Raw genomic sequence first — 16,135 nt, 5'->3', positions numbered from 1 at the left:
CGGTATGCGCACCGCCGGGACGCTTCAAGCAATAGATTTGGGCACGATCCACATCTCGCGCGGACACGCGTTGACACGATTCCAACTGAAGCGGTGTTTGCCCCTCGGCCGCCTGCATTAGCAGAATCAACCACGATCAGCGCCGCAACGGAAACCGTCAGCAAAGTTCGCCAACCAGCAGTGGCGCCTCAGCGATCGGTTAGCCCACGATATTCGTGCAAGAACCGCACGAAACCACGTCAAACACGTTTTTGTATCCCAACGTATCTGGAAGACACGGCGTTACATGTGCATACACACAGACGATTTTCCGACACGATCGAGATACATCCATACGCTCAAATACGTCCATCGCACGCCAGGCATCGCACAGCCGCACAGGACCATTTGAGGTATTGCATATGCAGCACCAGCCGAACCCCACGAATGAACTGAACAGCTCTATTAGCCAATCGCTGAGCAGCCATATCGCGAGTAATTGTTTGGTTACGCGCGCCCGCCAGGTATCCCGCGTATTGACCGTGATTTATGGCGACGCGCTGCGGCCGTTCGGAATCGTGGCGCCGCAATTCTCATTGCTCGTGCTGATCGCAGAGTGGGCGCCGATCAGTCGATCCGAGCTCGGCCGACGGAGCCGTCACGACCGGTCCACGCTGACCAGAAACCTGCGGCCGCTGATCGTTCAGGGCTGGGTAACCGAAGGCGCGCCAGCGGGCGATGGGCGGAGCCGTCCGCTTTCGCTCACCGCCGAAGGCGACGCACTGCTCAGGCGTGCCGCGAGTGCGTGGTCATCAGCACAGAGCCACGCGACGCATGCTCTCGGAAACGAGGGCGTCGACGACTTCATGAATATCGCTCGCGAATTGGCGCTGCGTGCTGCGTGAAATTGTTCTGTGAATGTTGCATACGCAACATCGTTCAAAACCCGTTCTAATGTTCTAGTCAAGGAGTCTGTCATGAAAGTCGTCAAAGCCGCCGCGGTCCAGATCAGTCCCGTGCTCTATAGCCGCGAGGGTACCGTGGCAAAAGTCGTGCGGAAGATCCATGAACTCGGTGAGAAGGGTGTTCAGTTCGCCACCTTTCCCGAAACGGTCGTGCCGTATTACCCGTACTTTTCAGCGGTGCAGTCGGGCATCGAACTCCTGTCAGGCACCGAACATTTGCGACTGCTCGAACAGGCCGTGACCGTGCCCTCCGCTGCAACCGACGCAATTGGCGAAGCCGCACGAAAGGCCGGTATGGTGGTGTCGATTGGTGTCAATGAGCGCGACGGCGGCACGCTGTACAACACGCAGTTGCTCTTCGATGCAGACGGCACGCTGATTCAGCGGCGGCGCAAGATTACGCCGACGCATTTCGAGCGCATGATTTGGGGCCAGGGGGACGGCTCAGGCTTGCGCGCCGTCGATAGTGCTGTGGGTCGTATCGGCCAGCTCGCGTGCTTCGAACACAACAACCCGCTCGCGCGTTACGCGCTGATTGCCGACGGCGAGCAAATCCATTCGGCGATGTACCCGGGTTCCGCGTTTGGCGACGGCTTTGCACAACGAATGGAAATCAACATTCGCCAGCATGCGCTCGAGTCCGGCGCATTTGTTGTCAACGCAACGGCGTGGCTCGATGCCGCGCAGCAGGCGCAAATCATGAAGGACACCGGCTGCGGAATTGGTCCGATATCGGGCGGCTGTTTCACCGCCATCGTATCGCCAGACGGCACTCTGATGGCAGAGCCGCTGCGTTCGGGTGAAGGCGAAGTGATCGTCGATCTGGACTTCACGTTGATCGACCGCCGCAAGATGCTGATGGATTCCGCCGGCCACTACAACCGCCCCGAACTCTTGAGTTTGATGATCGACCGTACGCCTACGGCCCACGTTCACGAGCGCACTGTGCATCCGGTGGCAATCGATACGAAAAGTGCAGATGACGTTCACACGCCGGTTGCATGACCGCAACGATTCTGACTGACTGTTCTATCGATGGTCGGCCAGATTCCAACGTTATCTGAGGTAAGTGCTATGACGACGAATACGAGCCATGAACGGCCCATTCTTAAGCCCGCGAGCATGTATGACTTCGTCAAGCTGCATGTCGCGGACTTCACGCGCGACGCGACAATCTGAACGGAACCGGAGACCGATACCATGTCAAACGACATCCCTCAATCCACATCTCGCCGGCACTTTGTCGGTATGACGGCTGCGGCGCTCGCCGCAGGCTCGCTAAGCCAGTTCGCTTTCGCCGACACGAGTCAGGCGATAGGCAAGATCACGGAACCCGCGAACGGCGACAAGACAGCGATCCGGCCGTTCCGCGTTCACGCCCCCGAGTCGCAACTCGTCGACCTGCGGCGTCGCATCAACGCGACGCGCTGGCCAGATCGTGAGACGGTGCCCGACGAGTCGCAAGGCGTTCAACTCGCGACCATTCAGGGGCTCGCGCATTACTGGGCGACCGGCTACGACTGGCGGAAGTGCGAAGCGCGGCTCAACTCGTATCCACAGTTCATAACCGAGATCGACGGACTCGATATCCATTTCATCCACGTGCGATCAAAGCATGAAAACGCAATGCCGTTGATCGTAACGCACGGTTGGCCCGGCTCGGTGATCGAACAGTTCAAGATCATCGATCCGCTCGTCAATCCGACCGCATATGGCGCGCCGGCGTCGGACGCGTTTCACCTCGTCATCCCGTCGTTGCCTGGCTATGGGTTCTCGGCGCGTCCTCAAACCACGGGCTGGGGACCCGAGCGCACCGCGCGCGCATGGGTCGTCTTGATGAAGCGCCTCGGCTATCCGCGCTTTGCTTCGCACGGCGGTGATCTCGGCGGCATTGTCTCGAACATCATGGCCAAGCAGGCACCACCTGAACTAATCGGCATTCACGTAAATTTCCCCGCATCAGTGCCGGCCGATATCCTGAAGTCAATCGCGTCGGGCGATCCGATGCCAACGGGTCTTTCCGACGAAGAGAAACACGCATATGAACAATTGAGCGTCAACGCGAAGAAAAAGCGCGGCTACGCTTTCGAAATGGGTACGCGCCCGCAGACGTTATACGGATTGGCCGACTCGCCCGTCGCGCTGGCTTCCTGGATGCTCGACCATGGCGACGGCTACGGTCAGCCCGCTGCGGCATTAAGTGCGGCCGTGCTCGGTCATCCAGTCAACGGTCACTCGTCGGGCGCGCTGACGCGCGATGACCTGCTCGACGACATCACGCTCTACTGGTTGACCAATACAGGCGTGTCGGCGGCACGCTTTTACTGGGAGTCGCACGCCAACTTCTTTCTGGCGGCTGACGTCAACGTGCCGGCCGCCATCAGCGCGTTTCCGGGAGAAAACTACCAGGCACCGAAGAGTTGGACCGAAAAGGCGTATCACAATCTGATCTACTTCAACAAGCCCGAAACGGGCGGCCACTTTCCGGCATGGGAGGTGCCGACGATCCTCGCCGATGAAGTACGCACAGGGTTGAGGTCCTTGCGTACCTGAAACGCTTGGCGCGCGTGTTGCCCTGGCCAAGAGCCAGGACGTAGTCACGCAACGCAGTGCGGCAGCCGCGCGCTGTCCGAGAGAGTGGCGGCTTGCGACGCACTACGCGAACGACGCCGGGTCGGCGTTGCCGCCGCAAATCACGACGGCGATCTTTTCACCCGGCGATCGCACATAGGCGCCCGAGGTCAGCGCGGCGAAAGCGGTTGCGCCTCCGGGCTCTGCGGCGATCCTGAACTTTTGCCATAGCGCCATTTGCGCTTCCCGAATCTGCTCGTCGGACACCAGCACGGAGTCGCGCACGTTTGGAAGAAGAACGGAAAACGGCACGTCGCCGATGCGCTTGCACCCGAGCGAATCTGCGGCGATGCCGCCCGTGTCGACATCGACGGGTGTGCGAGCCTGCAACGCGCGATTGAGCGTCGGGCATTGCTTCGGCTCGACGGCAACCACCTTCACGCGTCCGGCGAACCACGCTGCGATGCCGCCGATGAATCCACCGCCGCCGACTGAAACCAGAATGGTATCGACGTCCGGCACCTGTGCTTCGAGTTCGATCGCGATCGTACCTTGTCCTGCGACGGTGGCCGGGTCGTCGAAAGCGTGCACTTTCAGCGCGCCCGTTTCAGCCGCCCGCGCTTCGCTGGCCGCGAGCGCTTCCACATAGTTATTGCCGGCGACGACGACCTGAGCGCCCAGGTCTGTCAGCATCTTGCGTTTGAGTGCGGTCGCGAGGCTCGGCACATAAATCTCCACGCGTGCGCCGAGCTTTTGCGCCGCGTAGGCGACGGCGATACCGTGGTTTCCTCCGGACGCCGCGACCACGCCAGCAAGCGGAAGCGGCTCGCCGAGCAGACGATTAAATGCACCTCTTGGCTTGAACGAGCCTGTCACCTGAAGCGATTCCAGCTTCAGGAAAGTATCGCCGGACACATTGGACAAGCCGGGTTCCACGCGCATGACCGGCGTGGTGCGGATGTACGGAGCGATGCGCTGCGCGGCGGCGCGAATGTCTCCCTGACTGATCATTTGACGAGATCCTCATAACCGGCTTCCTGCTGGCGCACGGAAGGAATGACAGTGACCGGCGCCTGGCGGCGTTCGTCGACGGTCAGGCGAAAAATGTCGGGACGGCTGTAGTGGCCCGTCACGTCGAAATCAAACTTGCCTCGCGCAACGTTTCGCAGATCGATTTCCGCCGTGAGGATGGCTTCTTCGCCGAAGGCGGGGCCCGCAAGGATCTGGCCGAACGGATCGACGATGCAGCTTCCACCGGCTTGAACGACGGTCTCGGGATCGTCGCCGAAGCGACTGGCGTACGTGTCTGGAAAATCGCTACGGCGCAGAAACTGGTTGCTCGCAAGCACGTAGCACCTGCCTTCTATGGCGACGTGCTGCATCGACGCGACCCATGTCGGCCTGGAGTCGGCCGTCGGCGCGCAATAGAGTTCGATGCCCTTTGCGTACATCGCGGTGCGCATCATGGGCATGTAGTTTTCCCAGCAGATCACGGCGCCGAGCTTTCCGAGTGCAGTGTCGAACACGGGCATGGTCGAGCCGTCGCCATAGCCCCATATCAGCCGCTCGGCGCCGGTCGGCATCAGCTTGCGATGTTTGCCGAGAAAGTCTCCCGTTGGACCGAAGAACAGCACACAGCAATAGAGCGTGCCTGCGTCGCGTTCGATTACGCCGATCACCATATGCACGCCATGGCGCGCTGAAATTGCGGCGAGTTCGTCGACGCACGGCCCCGGCACATCGATCGCCGATTCCCAATACTCGCGATACGCATCTCGTCCTTCGTCGCTGCGTCCGCCTACGTACGAGCCGAACGCATGCCCCTTCGGATAGCCGCCCACGAACGCTTCGGGGAAAACCACCAGCTTTGCGTCGCGGGCCACTGCGGACGCGACCAGGTCGTCGACCTTTGCCAAGGTGCGCCGCTTGTCGAATGGGACGGGCGTACCCTGGATGACGGAAGCGACCCACGGCGCTTCCCTGTTGAAGTCGTTCATTACCGCCTCCTTGTGTATCTATAGTGAACATGTTAGTATCAGTATTGATGCATCATAGGTGCTTGTCCGATTTACGGCAAGCGGTGCATGTTGGTCTGCGTTCGTGTGTTCGTGTGTTGAGGAGAGAGGTGATGGGAGAAATCGCGACAGTCAATAGCGTCGAGCACGCCATCCGTCTCGTCGAACTACTGGCCACTTCCAACAGTCTTCTGGGCGTCAGTCAAATCGCGCAGTCTCTCGATCTGCCGCGTGCAACCGTGTACCGTCTGCTCAAGACGTTGGCTCAGAAGGAATGGATCGTTCAGGATGACAAAACGTATCGCCTGAGCCTCAGGCTCGCGGAGCTTTTTCGCGGCGCGGGTGCCAGTGCGGAAGCTGCGCTGGCCGAGCAGGTTACGCCGCTGTTACAGCGGCTTGTGAATGAAACGGGCGAAACGGCGCACTTTGCCGCGCTCGACGGTAATCGCGTCGTCTACCTTGCGAAGGTGGATTCTCCGCATCCCATTCGTATGTTCTCCCAGGTCGGCTGGCGGGGACCGCTACATGCAACTGGTGTGGGCAAGGTGCTGCTCGCTTCGGCAGAAACTCGGCTTTTTCCGCAGGTTTGCGAGCAAGGCCTGGAGCGTTTCACGCCGAATACGATTGTCGATGCGGATCAGCTTCAGGCGGAACTCGCGCGTATCCGCAAGCAGGGATACGCGCTGGATGCGGAAGAACTGATCGCCGGTTTGACTTGCGTCGCGGTGCCGGTGGTGAGTGGAGGGCAGGTTCGCGGCGCGCTATCTGTTGCTGGCCCAACGGCTCGCATTGGCAATCCGGCCGCCTTGGCGAAGATCCTGAAAGCGGCGGTTAAGACATTCGCGCAGTAAATGAGTAACAACGGATGCACCGGTACACCGCGATCGACAACGTTACATTCGTTGATCGGGCGCAAACCGGTGCGACAGGGGACCGCAGGGAACCGACCGGACGCAGCGTTAGCATCAATACGTCGTTGAACACAACACCTGCAGATCGCGTCGTGCACGCAAGAACGAAGCAGTGGTGTTGAAACGTAATCACGCTAACCGGGAGTATGAAATGTCTGCCACCTCTGTTCTCATCAGCATGATCCCTATGTGGGGAATCCTTCTTGTCGCATCCGGCACGGCCGCGTACCTTGTGTTCTGGCGCAAGGTTATCAAATAAGCGTGCCGTCCTTTTCGGTCGGGTTCGTCTTTTGCTGCAAATGACGCGCGCGAAAAGACAAGGCGCAAACTACTAACTTTTGACTGACTACGGCTGTTCCCCCTGCTAACCTTCAGATCAATGAACGTGCGCCGCTGGCCTGATGTCGAGCGCACTCGCTCAGGATGGCGAAACATTGATGCCGGAAAAAGGGGGTTCTATGACCGTTGCAGCGCTAGCGCGTGGCACGCGCGCACTCCATGATCGTCGGCGGTCGTTAGCCAAACGGTGGGCTGGGTTAGGGCTTGCCGCGGCGGCACTTCTCTACGGTCACGCGAGTGTCGCGGCAGGACCTCTACCGCAGGGCGGCAGTTTCGTCGGCACCACGGGCAGCATCGCGCAGAACGGCCGGAACCTGAATATCACGCAAGCAGGCGGGCGCGGCATCATCAATTGGGACAGTTTTTCGATCGGTGTGGGGAACACCGTGTCGATCAACAACGGCACGGGCGCGACGCTCAACCGCGTGACCGGCAGCGATGTGTCCGCGATCTACGGCGCGCTCAACGCGACGGGCAGTGCGTATCTCATCAACCCAAATGGCGTGCTGATCGGTCGAACCGGCGTGATTTCGACGGGTGGCCGCTTCCTGGCATCGACCCTCGACGTTTCCGACGACAGCTTCCTCAATCCGCGCGCGATCGGCGGAACGGCCTACACTGGGAGTTCGACGGCGAATGTCGTCAACCTCGGCAGGATCTCGTCGTCTGGCGGCGACGTCCTGCTTATATCGGCCAGCAAGGTCGTCAATGCAGGGAAGATAGATGCGCCCAACGGCAACGCGGAATCTGCCGTGGGCCGTCAGGTGCGCTTGTTCGATAGCGGGTATCAGCAGCTTTCCGTCGATGTGGGAAGCGGCGGTACGATCAGAAACACGGGCACCGTCGAAGCGGCGACCATCAACCTTCAGGCGGCGGACGGCAATATTTTCGCGCTGGCCGGTCACTCGGGCGCGCTGCGCGCGACCGGCACGGCCACGCGCGACGGACACGTCTGGCTCGTCGCAGACACCACCACGAACTACCGCATCAACACCGGCAACATCGATGCCCGCGGCGCTCAGATCACCGCTCAAAACGCGGACGGCAGCCGCGGCGTAGTCGAAATGTCCGGCGGCAGCGTCAAGGTGGGCGGCGCAGACGTCCAGGCCAGACAGTGGAACATCACGACCGGAGATTTCACCGTCGATGCGCGCACCGCCGACACGCTCGGCGCCAGCCTGAGCCGCGGCGCGTCGGTCAATGTGCTGGCGAACGGCGCCGACGGCAAGCTGGGCGCGAACGGCAAGGGCAACATCGACGTGGAAGCGAGTCTGCGCTGGCGCGGTGACGCGTCGCTGAATCTCAATGCCGCGCACTCGCTGACCATCGCGCCGCGCGTGACCATCGCCAACATCGGCGCAGGCCCGCTGACGCTTTCTGCCGACAGCTATGGATTCGATAACGGCGGGAGCGTGATCAATCAGGGCACGCTCGACTGGTCGAGAAGCACCGGCATCATCACGGCGCTCTACGATATCAACGGCACTTTCACACGCGGCACGGTCGTCACGAATCCGTCATGGCAGGCCGCGCCGTTCAGTGGACTACTCACGCAATTCACGGCTTATCAGCTGATCGCGTCGCTGGACGACCTGCGCGCGGTGAACAACAACCTCGCGGGCAACTATGCGCTGGCTCCGCGCGGAATTGAATTCGTCGATGCGGGCGAGTTCGGCGGCATCGGCTCCACCGACCATCCGTTCACCGGCCAGTTCGACGGCATGGGCCATCTGCCGGCCGATCTTCATCTCGCCACTAATGCCGGAATGTTCAACGTGATCGGCAAAGATGGGGTGGTGCGCAACTTCACGCTGGCAGACGGCACGGGGACGTCTTCTTCGGGCCCCTTAGGTTTGCTCGCGGCAGTCAATTACGGGACGCTGATCAATGTCGGCGCGACAGGCATCATCACGTCCACGGGCAACGCGAACTCGGTGATCGGCGGGCTCGTCGGCGAGAATTTCGGCAACATCGAGCGGTCGTGGGCGGGTGTGAACATCACCGGCACGGGTGAACTGGGCGGGCTGGTCGGGCGCAACGACGGGCACATCGATCGTTCGTATTCGCTCAACTCGATGACAGCCAGTGCGCCGAGCACTTTTGGCGGCCTGGTCGGCACGAACAATGGCGACATAGTTCGTTCTTACGCCTTCGCGTTCCAGATGACCGGCGGCACGACGGTCGGCGGACTGGTTGGCAACAATACCGGCCGCATTGAGCAGTCGTACGCGTATGCGAAGCTCACGCCGGACGGCAACGCGACAGTAGGCGGCATCGCGGGCAACAATAGCGGCAGCATCGCCAACGACGTTTTCTGGAACAGTGAGTCGTCGGGCGCGCAAGCCGGCGTCGGTTCGGGCACGGCGGTGGCCAGTTCGAGCGGCCTCACCGACCTGGAATTGCGCGATCCTGCAAGCTTCGGGCCGACATGGGACTTCGGTGCAAACGGCACTTGGGTGTCAGGCTATTTCGGGCCGTCGCTGAACCGGCTCGCGCAACCATGATGAGCTTCGGCCTCTCAACGCGGGCGCGAGGCGTAGGTGACTTACTGACGGATGGAGTTGTCCGGTCATTCACACGATCGGCTGTGAAGAGAAAAGCCGATCAGACCAGCAGAGTAACGCCTGCCCAGACGATCAACACGACGCCGAGCACGCGGCCGACTCGCTCCCCGCCGGGCAGGATTTTCTCCACGAATACGATCAACGCCAGCGCGGCGATCCAGATGAGATTCATGATGCCGCCGACGAACAGCAATGCCATCAGCAGCCAACAGCAGCCCACGCAGTAAATTCCATGACGCATCCCGAGCATGAAGCTGCCTGCGACGCCAGGGCGCCAGTGCGAAGTGAGAAAATTGACTGGTGAACGGCACTGCGCGAGGCAGGCGCGCTTAAGCGGCGAGAACTGGTAGAGGCCCGCAGAGGCCAGGACAATGGCGGAAAGCGGAGCGCTCCTTGACCACAGCATCATTTCCGAAATGAGGCCGGTCGGTTGCAGTACCTTCTGGAGCGATGCCGCGCAGATTGAGAATGCCAGCCATGCGGTCAGGTAACCGGCCAGCAGAAACAACGACGGGATGGCCGAACTGGACTCAGTGGACGCGTGGTGCCGCAATACGCGTCGATATAACAGGATCAGCGGCGCCGCGCTGGGTGTCATCATTGCGATCATCATCACCCACCACATCAGGATCACGGTCGGCAACGACAGATCCATTCCCCCGCCGCCGTCTGCCAGTCGATGAGGGAACAGCGCGACGGCCGTCATCTCGAGCGCGGACATGCCGATTCCCGCGCCTGTCCACACGTAGACCCACGAAAACGCGACGACGGCGACGATGCCGAGCGCGGTGATCACGCGCTCGCGCCCCACGGCAATTTCGAAGCTGCTCATGCCGCAGCGCGATGCCGGATCGGGCCTTTGTTATTCAGGTGGAGGTGCGCGAACTGCGCATAAGTCCCCTTGAGATCCACTGCGATGTTTCCCTGCGAGCGGCTCGTACCGGAGCCAATCTCGGCAAGTTCGTATTCGAACCCGTGAGGCAGGTCGATCCGGACGCGGTGCTCATCGCCCGTTACTGGATTGCGAATCGGTTCGCCGACGACGTCGAATATACCCTCGACATGAATCCGGCCGCGCCTGGCGTCGACATCGACATCGAAGTCGATTTTCGTGAAGATCGGGTCGAATGCATGCTCGACCGTCGATGCGAAAACGGAGAACATTGTGGCGAACGGCTCGGTGTCTTGCCCCGTCATGATTTTCAGAATGGCTTCTCGTTGCGCGGGGCTAGCTCGTTCGTCGACGATCGGCTGGCACTTGCCCTTACCTTCGTGGATCGGCCCGGGCCACTGAAACACGACCGCAAGCTTGACGCCGTCTAGCCGCACGTCACCGTAATAACCGTTGCTGATCGAAATGGCGCCCATCGCTTCGCAGAAGCCGTTGCTCGGCAGGGCGTTGAATTGGCAGGGGCAGCCGTATGAGCAATTGCAATTGACGAGTTCGGTGCCTTGAATTTCCCAGGGAGTCATGGTTGTCCTCCTCGTGCCTCGCGACGAGCCACGTGGCTCGAATCCAGTGTATGCAGCGGAAAAGGAAAGTTAAAGCTTGGCTGAGGCGCGCGGGCTGTTACTTGCTGCCGGCAACCGCTGCGCCGGACCGGTAGCGCAGCAGGTGATCCGTGCCAGACTCGGACAGCCAGACTTCTCCTGGCCGGCCCATCATCTGGCGTACATTCGCGTGTTGGCGAGGCAGCGGAAACGTCTCGAATCGTTCCGTTTGTGGGTCGAAGCGCACGAGCGTGTTAGCGCTCCATTCGCTGAGCCAGACGATGTCCTTGTCGTCGACGAATATTGCATACACATGCGGATCGGCGCCCGGCAGTTTCCATTCGCGCCACTGATGCGCCGCCGGGTCGAACACTCCCACCTTTCCTGCGTTCCACTCGCTGATCCAGACGCGACCTTTCGAATCGGACCATACGCGGCGCGCTCCCTGTTCGGGTGTCGGCGGCTCGATGACTTGCGCCGTGCCGCTCGCCGGGTCGATGCGGCCGAGGTAGTTGCCAGCCAGTGAAGCAAAGTACAAGCTGCCGTCAGGCGTGACACAGATGCCATAGGCACCCGGCCCGCGCGGTGCATCAAACACGCGCATTTTGCCGTTTGCCGGGTCTAGCTCACCATAGATTCCGCGTTGCCCTGTAAACCACAGATGCCCGCGCTTGTCGAAAACGGCGGTGTTCAGGTTCGCGTTCTGCCTGTCCTTGGGCAACGGGAAATGCGTGACGGCGAGTGTCTTCGAATCGACACGGACGATCGCGTTCAGCCCGCCGTCGGTGATCCATGCGGCTCCGTCCGGACCGACGATCACGCCATGCGGCGCCGATCCGTTGCCGAGCGCAATCCGCTCCGTCTTGCCGCTGCGCGGGTCAAGCCTTCCGACAACGCCTTGCCCCTGCGCGGTGTACCAGACGGCGACGCCAGACTCTGGCGCGACATCGTGCGGTGCGCTACCGGACGGCAAGGCAAACGAGTCGAACGAAGGGGACTGAGCCTGTACCGAAGCTGTGGCTAATATCGCGCCAGCGAGAACCGACGCAAAGTATTGCAAGAAATGGAATGCGGAAATTTTCTTCGCCGGTGCCCACGCCGGTGCCCACGTCGATGCATTTGCGATGTGAATCACGTTCGCCTCCGAACCAGAATTGGCTTGCACATGCACGCTAGCTTAGTGTGGCACTTACCGGAGGGAGTCTCGGGTTCGTCACTGACGATGCGCGCGCAGACATTGGGCTGCGGTACTCGCAATGACGCGACACGCGATGACGAAAACCGACCCGCCGCACATGTAAGGTGCACTGATCGACGAGATCCTTCTCCGCGATTGGATGAACATGGATCTGGCTAGCGCATGCGTCACACACGTCATCAACTGGACACACGACCCATTGCGACGCATTCAACGTGGACAGTTTGATCCGTCCTTTGTAATTACGCACACACCTCTCGACGACCTCGGTCCCGGCACGCGCAAGAGAAAGCATCGGCCCAGCGCGCAACTCGGGCGCCGGCGTCGAATGCGGCGAACTGCTGCATAAGGGGGACGCCGCTATTGGCACGCGAAGCGCGAGAGATGGCACGAAAATACACCGCGCGTCGGGCTTGCATCGCTTTCGTCTGGAATATCCATTGCTGCCCCAACGACGTCCGTGCGAATCGGCCAGCTGATCCGATGGAGAAAACCCTCCGCGGCTGGATGCGTGGCATTGGGACGACGTCAAAGACGCTGGGAACCACTCGGTCGAACGACCTGGCTACGCACAGGTATTCGAAACCGGTACGACGCCTGGGGGCATAAGCGGAGGGTCATGTGGTAGCGCTACCCGGTCCGACTCACGACTTCTGGCAATCGAGGAAGCAGGGTCAGGCAGGCGTGCGTGTAACCGGAGAAGCCTGATGAAAGCTGTTGTCTATCGAGGGCCGCGCGATGTCAGCGTGGAAAACGTGCCCGATCCAAAAATCGAGCGTCCGACTGATGTGATCGTGCAGATCAGAAGCACCAATATCTGCGGTTCGGATCTGCATATGTTCGAAGGCAGGACCGACTTTGAAAAGGGGAGGGTTTTCGGGCATGAGAATCTCGGCCAGGTCACGGAAGTGGGGCCGGCCGTTGAGCGTTTGAAAGTCGGTGACTGGGTGTGCATGCCGTTCAATATCAGCTGTGGGCATTGCAAGAATTGCGAAAAGGGATTGACCGCATTCTGCCTGGCTGCCAATCCTGAGCCCGGCATGGCAGGCGCTGCCTTCGGCTTCGCCGACATGGGACCCTATCAGGGCGGACAGGCGGAATACCTGCGCGTTCCTTGGGCCGATTTCAACTGCCTGAAGCTGCCTCCTGACGCCGAGGAAAAGCAGAGCGACTATGTGATGGTGGCCGATATCTTCCCGACCGGATGGCATTGCACCGAGCTCGCCGGAATGCGGCCGGGCGATGCAGTCGTCATCTACGGCTCGGGTCCAGTCGGGCTGATGGCCGCGCATGCAGCTATGGTCAAGGGCGCCTGCAATGTGATGGTGGTCGACCGTCATCCCGACCGGCTCCGCTTGGCGGAATCAATAGGTGCAGTCGCCATCGACGATTCGAAGTGCGATCCAGTCGAGCGGATCAAGGAACTCACCCATGGCTTGGGTGCCGATGTCGGCTGCGAGTGCGTCGGCTATCAATGCCATGATCCCGCCGGGAAGGAGGTTCCGAATCTGACCATGAACAATCTCGTCCAATCGGTGAAGTTCACCGGCGGCATCGGTGTGGTCGGGGTATTCACGCCACAGGATCCCGGCGCATCCGATAACCTGGCCAAGAAGGGGCAGATTGCGTTCGACTGGGGAATGTGCTGGTTCAAGGGCCAGCATATCGCCACCGGGCAGTGCAATGTCAAAGCCTACAACCGCCAGTTGCGCGACCTGATTCATGCGGGTAGGGCGAAGCCCTCTTTTATCGTTTCACACGAGCTCGAACTGAGCAGGGCGGCTGAGGCCTACCAGCACTTCGACTCGCGCGACCAAGGGTGGACGAAAGTAATCCTGAAGCCAGCGGGCTGAGGGCATTTTCTCGTCAGTGAGTGCATGACGGAGACCTGCATGCAAGCCGGGTTCGACGAAGGTCCAACCGGCCCGGCTTGCGCAGGTCGATCGCAGCGCGACCCGCGATTCGCGCGAGGAGCACAGCTGCGCATTCCCTCGGCCATGCGCAACGATCGTTTGTGTAGTGTGTTTGTGTTTGCGGTGCCAGAACAGTGTCTCTGTGCCTTCCCGCCGCAATCTGTTTTTGACTATTCAGATCGTCTACGCACCGCCGTAAACCCTGAGAGTAACCGCCCGACTGCAGACCGCAACAGTGCCCGACACGATGCGCGCGGTACGGTACCCACTCCTTCTCTCAGACTTGCATGAAACTCGCATTCAAGCTCCCCCTCGGTTTTGCCGCGGCACTCTTCCTGATGTTCGCCGGCGCGATGTATGGCCTGTACTCGATGCATCGCTCGCTTGGCGAGTACGACGAGCTTGTGCGCATACACGTCGCGAATGAGCGAATGGCCGCAAATATCCTTGTGAACTTCAAACTGCAAGTCCAGGAATGGAAAGACGTGCTGTTGCGTGGCAAGGACCCGGTGAAACTGGACAAGGGTTGGGCCGCCTTCGAGAAACAGGAACGCCTTGTCGACGAAGAAACGAAGGTGTTGCTTTCAACGCTTGATGAACCTGGAACGCGTGCGCTCGTCGAGCAATTTGGCAACGCGCATACAAGCATGGGCAACGGCTATCGCAAAGGACTGGAAGCGTTCAAGGCCAACGATTTCGAGCCGACAGTCGGCGACCGGGCCGTCGCCGGCGTCGATCGCGAGCCGGCGCGTTTGCTCGGTGAAGTGGTCGAGCAAATCGCGGCGAAGACAGCGGCGATGTCGGCGCAAGCCGACGGCGACGCGCGTCGGGCCGGCGCAATCAGTCTGGCGTTGATGATGGGAGCCTTCGCCGCGGGATTGAGCGGTGCGATGCTGTTCAGCCGCTCGATCACGCGACCGCTTGCCACTGCGGTAGAGGTAGCGCGTACCGTTGCGCAGGGCGACCTGACTTCGAAGATAAATGTAGATCGCTCAGACGAGCTCGGCGCGTTGCTGAGAGCACTCGCCGACATGCAATCGAGTTTGCTAAGCGTCGTGAGTACGGTGCGTCACAACGCGGATGGCGTTGCGATGGCGAGTTCGGAAATCGCGGCAGGCAATCTGAGCCTGTCCGCGCGTACGGAAGAGCAGGCCGCCTCATTGGAGCAAACGGCGGCCAGCATGGAAGAACTGACAAGCACGGTGCGCCAGAATGCAGGGAACGCGGGACTCGCGTCGTCGCTTGCTGAAAAGGCATCTGACACTGCGAGCTCCGGTGGCACCGTGATGCAGACCGTGGTCAGGACCATGGAAGGCATCAGCGAGAGCTCGTCGGAAGTTGGTGAGATCATCGCGGTCATCGAAGGTATTGCTTTTCAGACAAACATTCTGGCACTCAACGCGGCCGTTGAAGCGGCCCGCGCCGGCGAACAAGGGCGAGGTTTTGCAGTCGTCGCTGGCGAAGTGCGTGCGCTCGCGCAGCGAAGCGCGGCTGCCGCGAAGGAAGTAAAAACATTGATCAGCCAGTCATCGCAGCGCGTGGCGGCGGGCGCTGAGCTTGTGCAAAACGCTGGCGGAATCATCGACGATATCGTTCAGTCAGTGCATCAGGTAAAGACAGTCATTGCTGACATCTCGGCGGCGTCGGCCGAGCAGAGTACCGGCATCGAACAGGTCAACCACGCCGTCGTACAGATGGACCAGGTGACCCAGCAGAACGCTGCACTGGTCGAACAGGCGTCGGCGGCGGCGCAGGCGATGTCGGAGCAGGCGCGGTCTCTGCGCGACGCCGTTGCGGTGTTCCGCACGAACCACGCACCGCAGTTTGCCGCGCTCGTCTAACGCGTAAGACGAAGGCCGGCGGCGCGGCGCATCGCGGTGAGAGCGCGACAAACTATGGCCGGCGCTGCCACCTCGGGCAAGTTTTGTGAGTAGTGACTTCGTCGGCGCGCCGAATATTCTTTCTGCTTTCGGTCCCGAGGACGTTTCCCGTCGCGGTGCCGTTTCTCGTCGTGAGGATGTGACGCTGTCCGGTATCGCCAGCCGGCCCTGTGCTGGCGCTCGCGCGACACTCTCGCCGATCGCGCACTGATTGCCAATAAGCGGCCAGCACGGCCGTTCGACACGAGGGCCAACCCCCGGCCCAATACCCGGACTGACAATGCTCTCCCGCCTTTCCTCCGAAGAAAG

The 16,135-nt window shown here is 60.8% G+C and carries 12 protein-coding genes; 7 read left to right on the top strand and 5 right to left on the bottom strand.

Annotated elements, in window-relative coordinates; genetic code table 11:
* The first annotated feature begins 401 nt into the window (after nucleotides 1-401).
* From OH764_RS30060 to OH764_RS30050, 3 genes are all read left to right on the top strand, one after another.
* A complete protein-coding gene (locus OH764_RS30060) occupies nucleotides 402-884 on the top strand; it encodes a MarR family winged helix-turn-helix transcriptional regulator (RefSeq protein ID WP_498849688.1) in 483 nt (160 codons plus the stop codon).
* 72 nt (nucleotides 885-956) lie between these two features.
* Complete coding sequence (locus OH764_RS30055) at nucleotides 957-1,949, top strand: carbon-nitrogen hydrolase family protein (RefSeq protein WP_498849687.1); 993 nt, start codon at nucleotides 957-959, stop codon at nucleotides 1,947-1,949.
* Nucleotides 1,950-2,144: 195 nt separating this feature from the next.
* Nucleotides 2,145-3,497: an epoxide hydrolase family protein gene (locus OH764_RS30050; RefSeq protein WP_498849686.1), complete on the top strand. Its 1,353-nt coding sequence runs from the start codon at nucleotides 2,145-2,147 to the stop codon at nucleotides 3,495-3,497.
* Nucleotides 3,498-3,599: 102 nt separating this feature from the next.
* On the opposite strand, the gene OH764_RS30045 is transcribed toward OH764_RS30050, so the two are convergent.
* Entirely contained in the window at nucleotides 3,600-4,526 is a 927-nt protein-coding gene (locus OH764_RS30045; RefSeq protein ID WP_498849685.1) for a threonine/serine dehydratase, read from the bottom strand.
* The gene (locus OH764_RS30040; RefSeq protein ID WP_498849684.1) at nucleotides 4,523-5,512 is read right to left on the bottom strand and encodes a carbon-nitrogen hydrolase family protein; all 990 of its coding nucleotides are present in this window, start codon (nucleotides 5,510-5,512) and stop codon (nucleotides 4,523-4,525) included. Before OH764_RS30040 ends, OH764_RS30045 begins: the two co-directional genes overlap by 4 nt.
* A gap of 131 nt (nucleotides 5,513-5,643) precedes the next feature.
* Between OH764_RS30040 and OH764_RS30035 the strand changes: the two genes are divergently transcribed.
* A complete protein-coding gene (locus OH764_RS30035; RefSeq protein WP_498849683.1) occupies nucleotides 5,644-6,381 on the top strand; it encodes an IclR family transcriptional regulator in 738 nt (245 codons plus the stop codon).
* A 518-nt stretch (nucleotides 6,382-6,899) separates the two neighbouring features.
* Nucleotides 6,900-9,284: a filamentous hemagglutinin N-terminal domain-containing protein gene (locus OH764_RS30030; protein WP_498849682.1), complete on the top strand. Its 2,385-nt coding sequence runs from the start codon at nucleotides 6,900-6,902 to the stop codon at nucleotides 9,282-9,284.
* 100 nt (nucleotides 9,285-9,384) lie between these two features.
* On the opposite strand, the gene OH764_RS30025 is transcribed toward OH764_RS30030, so the two are convergent.
* The 3 genes from OH764_RS30025 to OH764_RS30015 form a co-directional block, all read right to left on the bottom strand.
* A complete protein-coding gene (locus OH764_RS30025; RefSeq protein ID WP_498849681.1) occupies nucleotides 9,385-10,176 on the bottom strand; it encodes a DUF2182 domain-containing protein in 792 nt (263 codons plus the stop codon).
* Nucleotides 10,173-10,817 carry a DUF1326 domain-containing protein gene (locus tag OH764_RS30020; RefSeq protein WP_498849680.1) on the bottom strand — a complete coding sequence of 215 codons (645 nt, stop codon included), beginning with the start codon at nucleotides 10,815-10,817 and terminating at the stop codon, nucleotides 10,173-10,175. Before OH764_RS30020 ends, OH764_RS30025 begins: the two co-directional genes overlap by 4 nt.
* A gap of 97 nt (nucleotides 10,818-10,914) precedes the next feature.
* Nucleotides 10,915-11,895 carry a Vgb family protein gene (locus tag OH764_RS30015; protein WP_498851330.1) on the bottom strand — a complete coding sequence of 327 codons (981 nt, stop codon included), beginning with the start codon at nucleotides 11,893-11,895 and terminating at the stop codon, nucleotides 10,915-10,917.
* 845 nt (nucleotides 11,896-12,740) lie between these two features.
* Between OH764_RS30015 and OH764_RS30010 the strand changes: the two genes are divergently transcribed.
* Both OH764_RS30010 and OH764_RS30005 read left to right on the top strand, forming a co-directional pair.
* Nucleotides 12,741-13,886, top strand: coding sequence for a glutathione-independent formaldehyde dehydrogenase (locus OH764_RS30010; protein WP_498849679.1), 1,146 nt, complete (start codon nucleotides 12,741-12,743; stop codon nucleotides 13,884-13,886).
* Nucleotides 13,887-14,233: 347 nt separating this feature from the next.
* On the top strand, nucleotides 14,234-15,787 hold the full coding sequence (locus OH764_RS30005; protein ID WP_498849678.1) for a methyl-accepting chemotaxis protein: 1,554 nt from the start codon (nucleotides 14,234-14,236) through the stop codon (nucleotides 15,785-15,787).
* Nucleotides 15,788-16,135 lie beyond the last annotated feature (348 nt).

Source organism: Burkholderia sp. M6-3 (assembly GCF_050858985.1).
Classification (GTDB): domain Bacteria; phylum Pseudomonadota; class Gammaproteobacteria; order Burkholderiales; family Burkholderiaceae; genus Paraburkholderia; species Paraburkholderia caledonica.
Note: the sequence above shows the minus strand (reverse complement) of the source record. Positions and strands in the feature narration are given on the sequence as shown.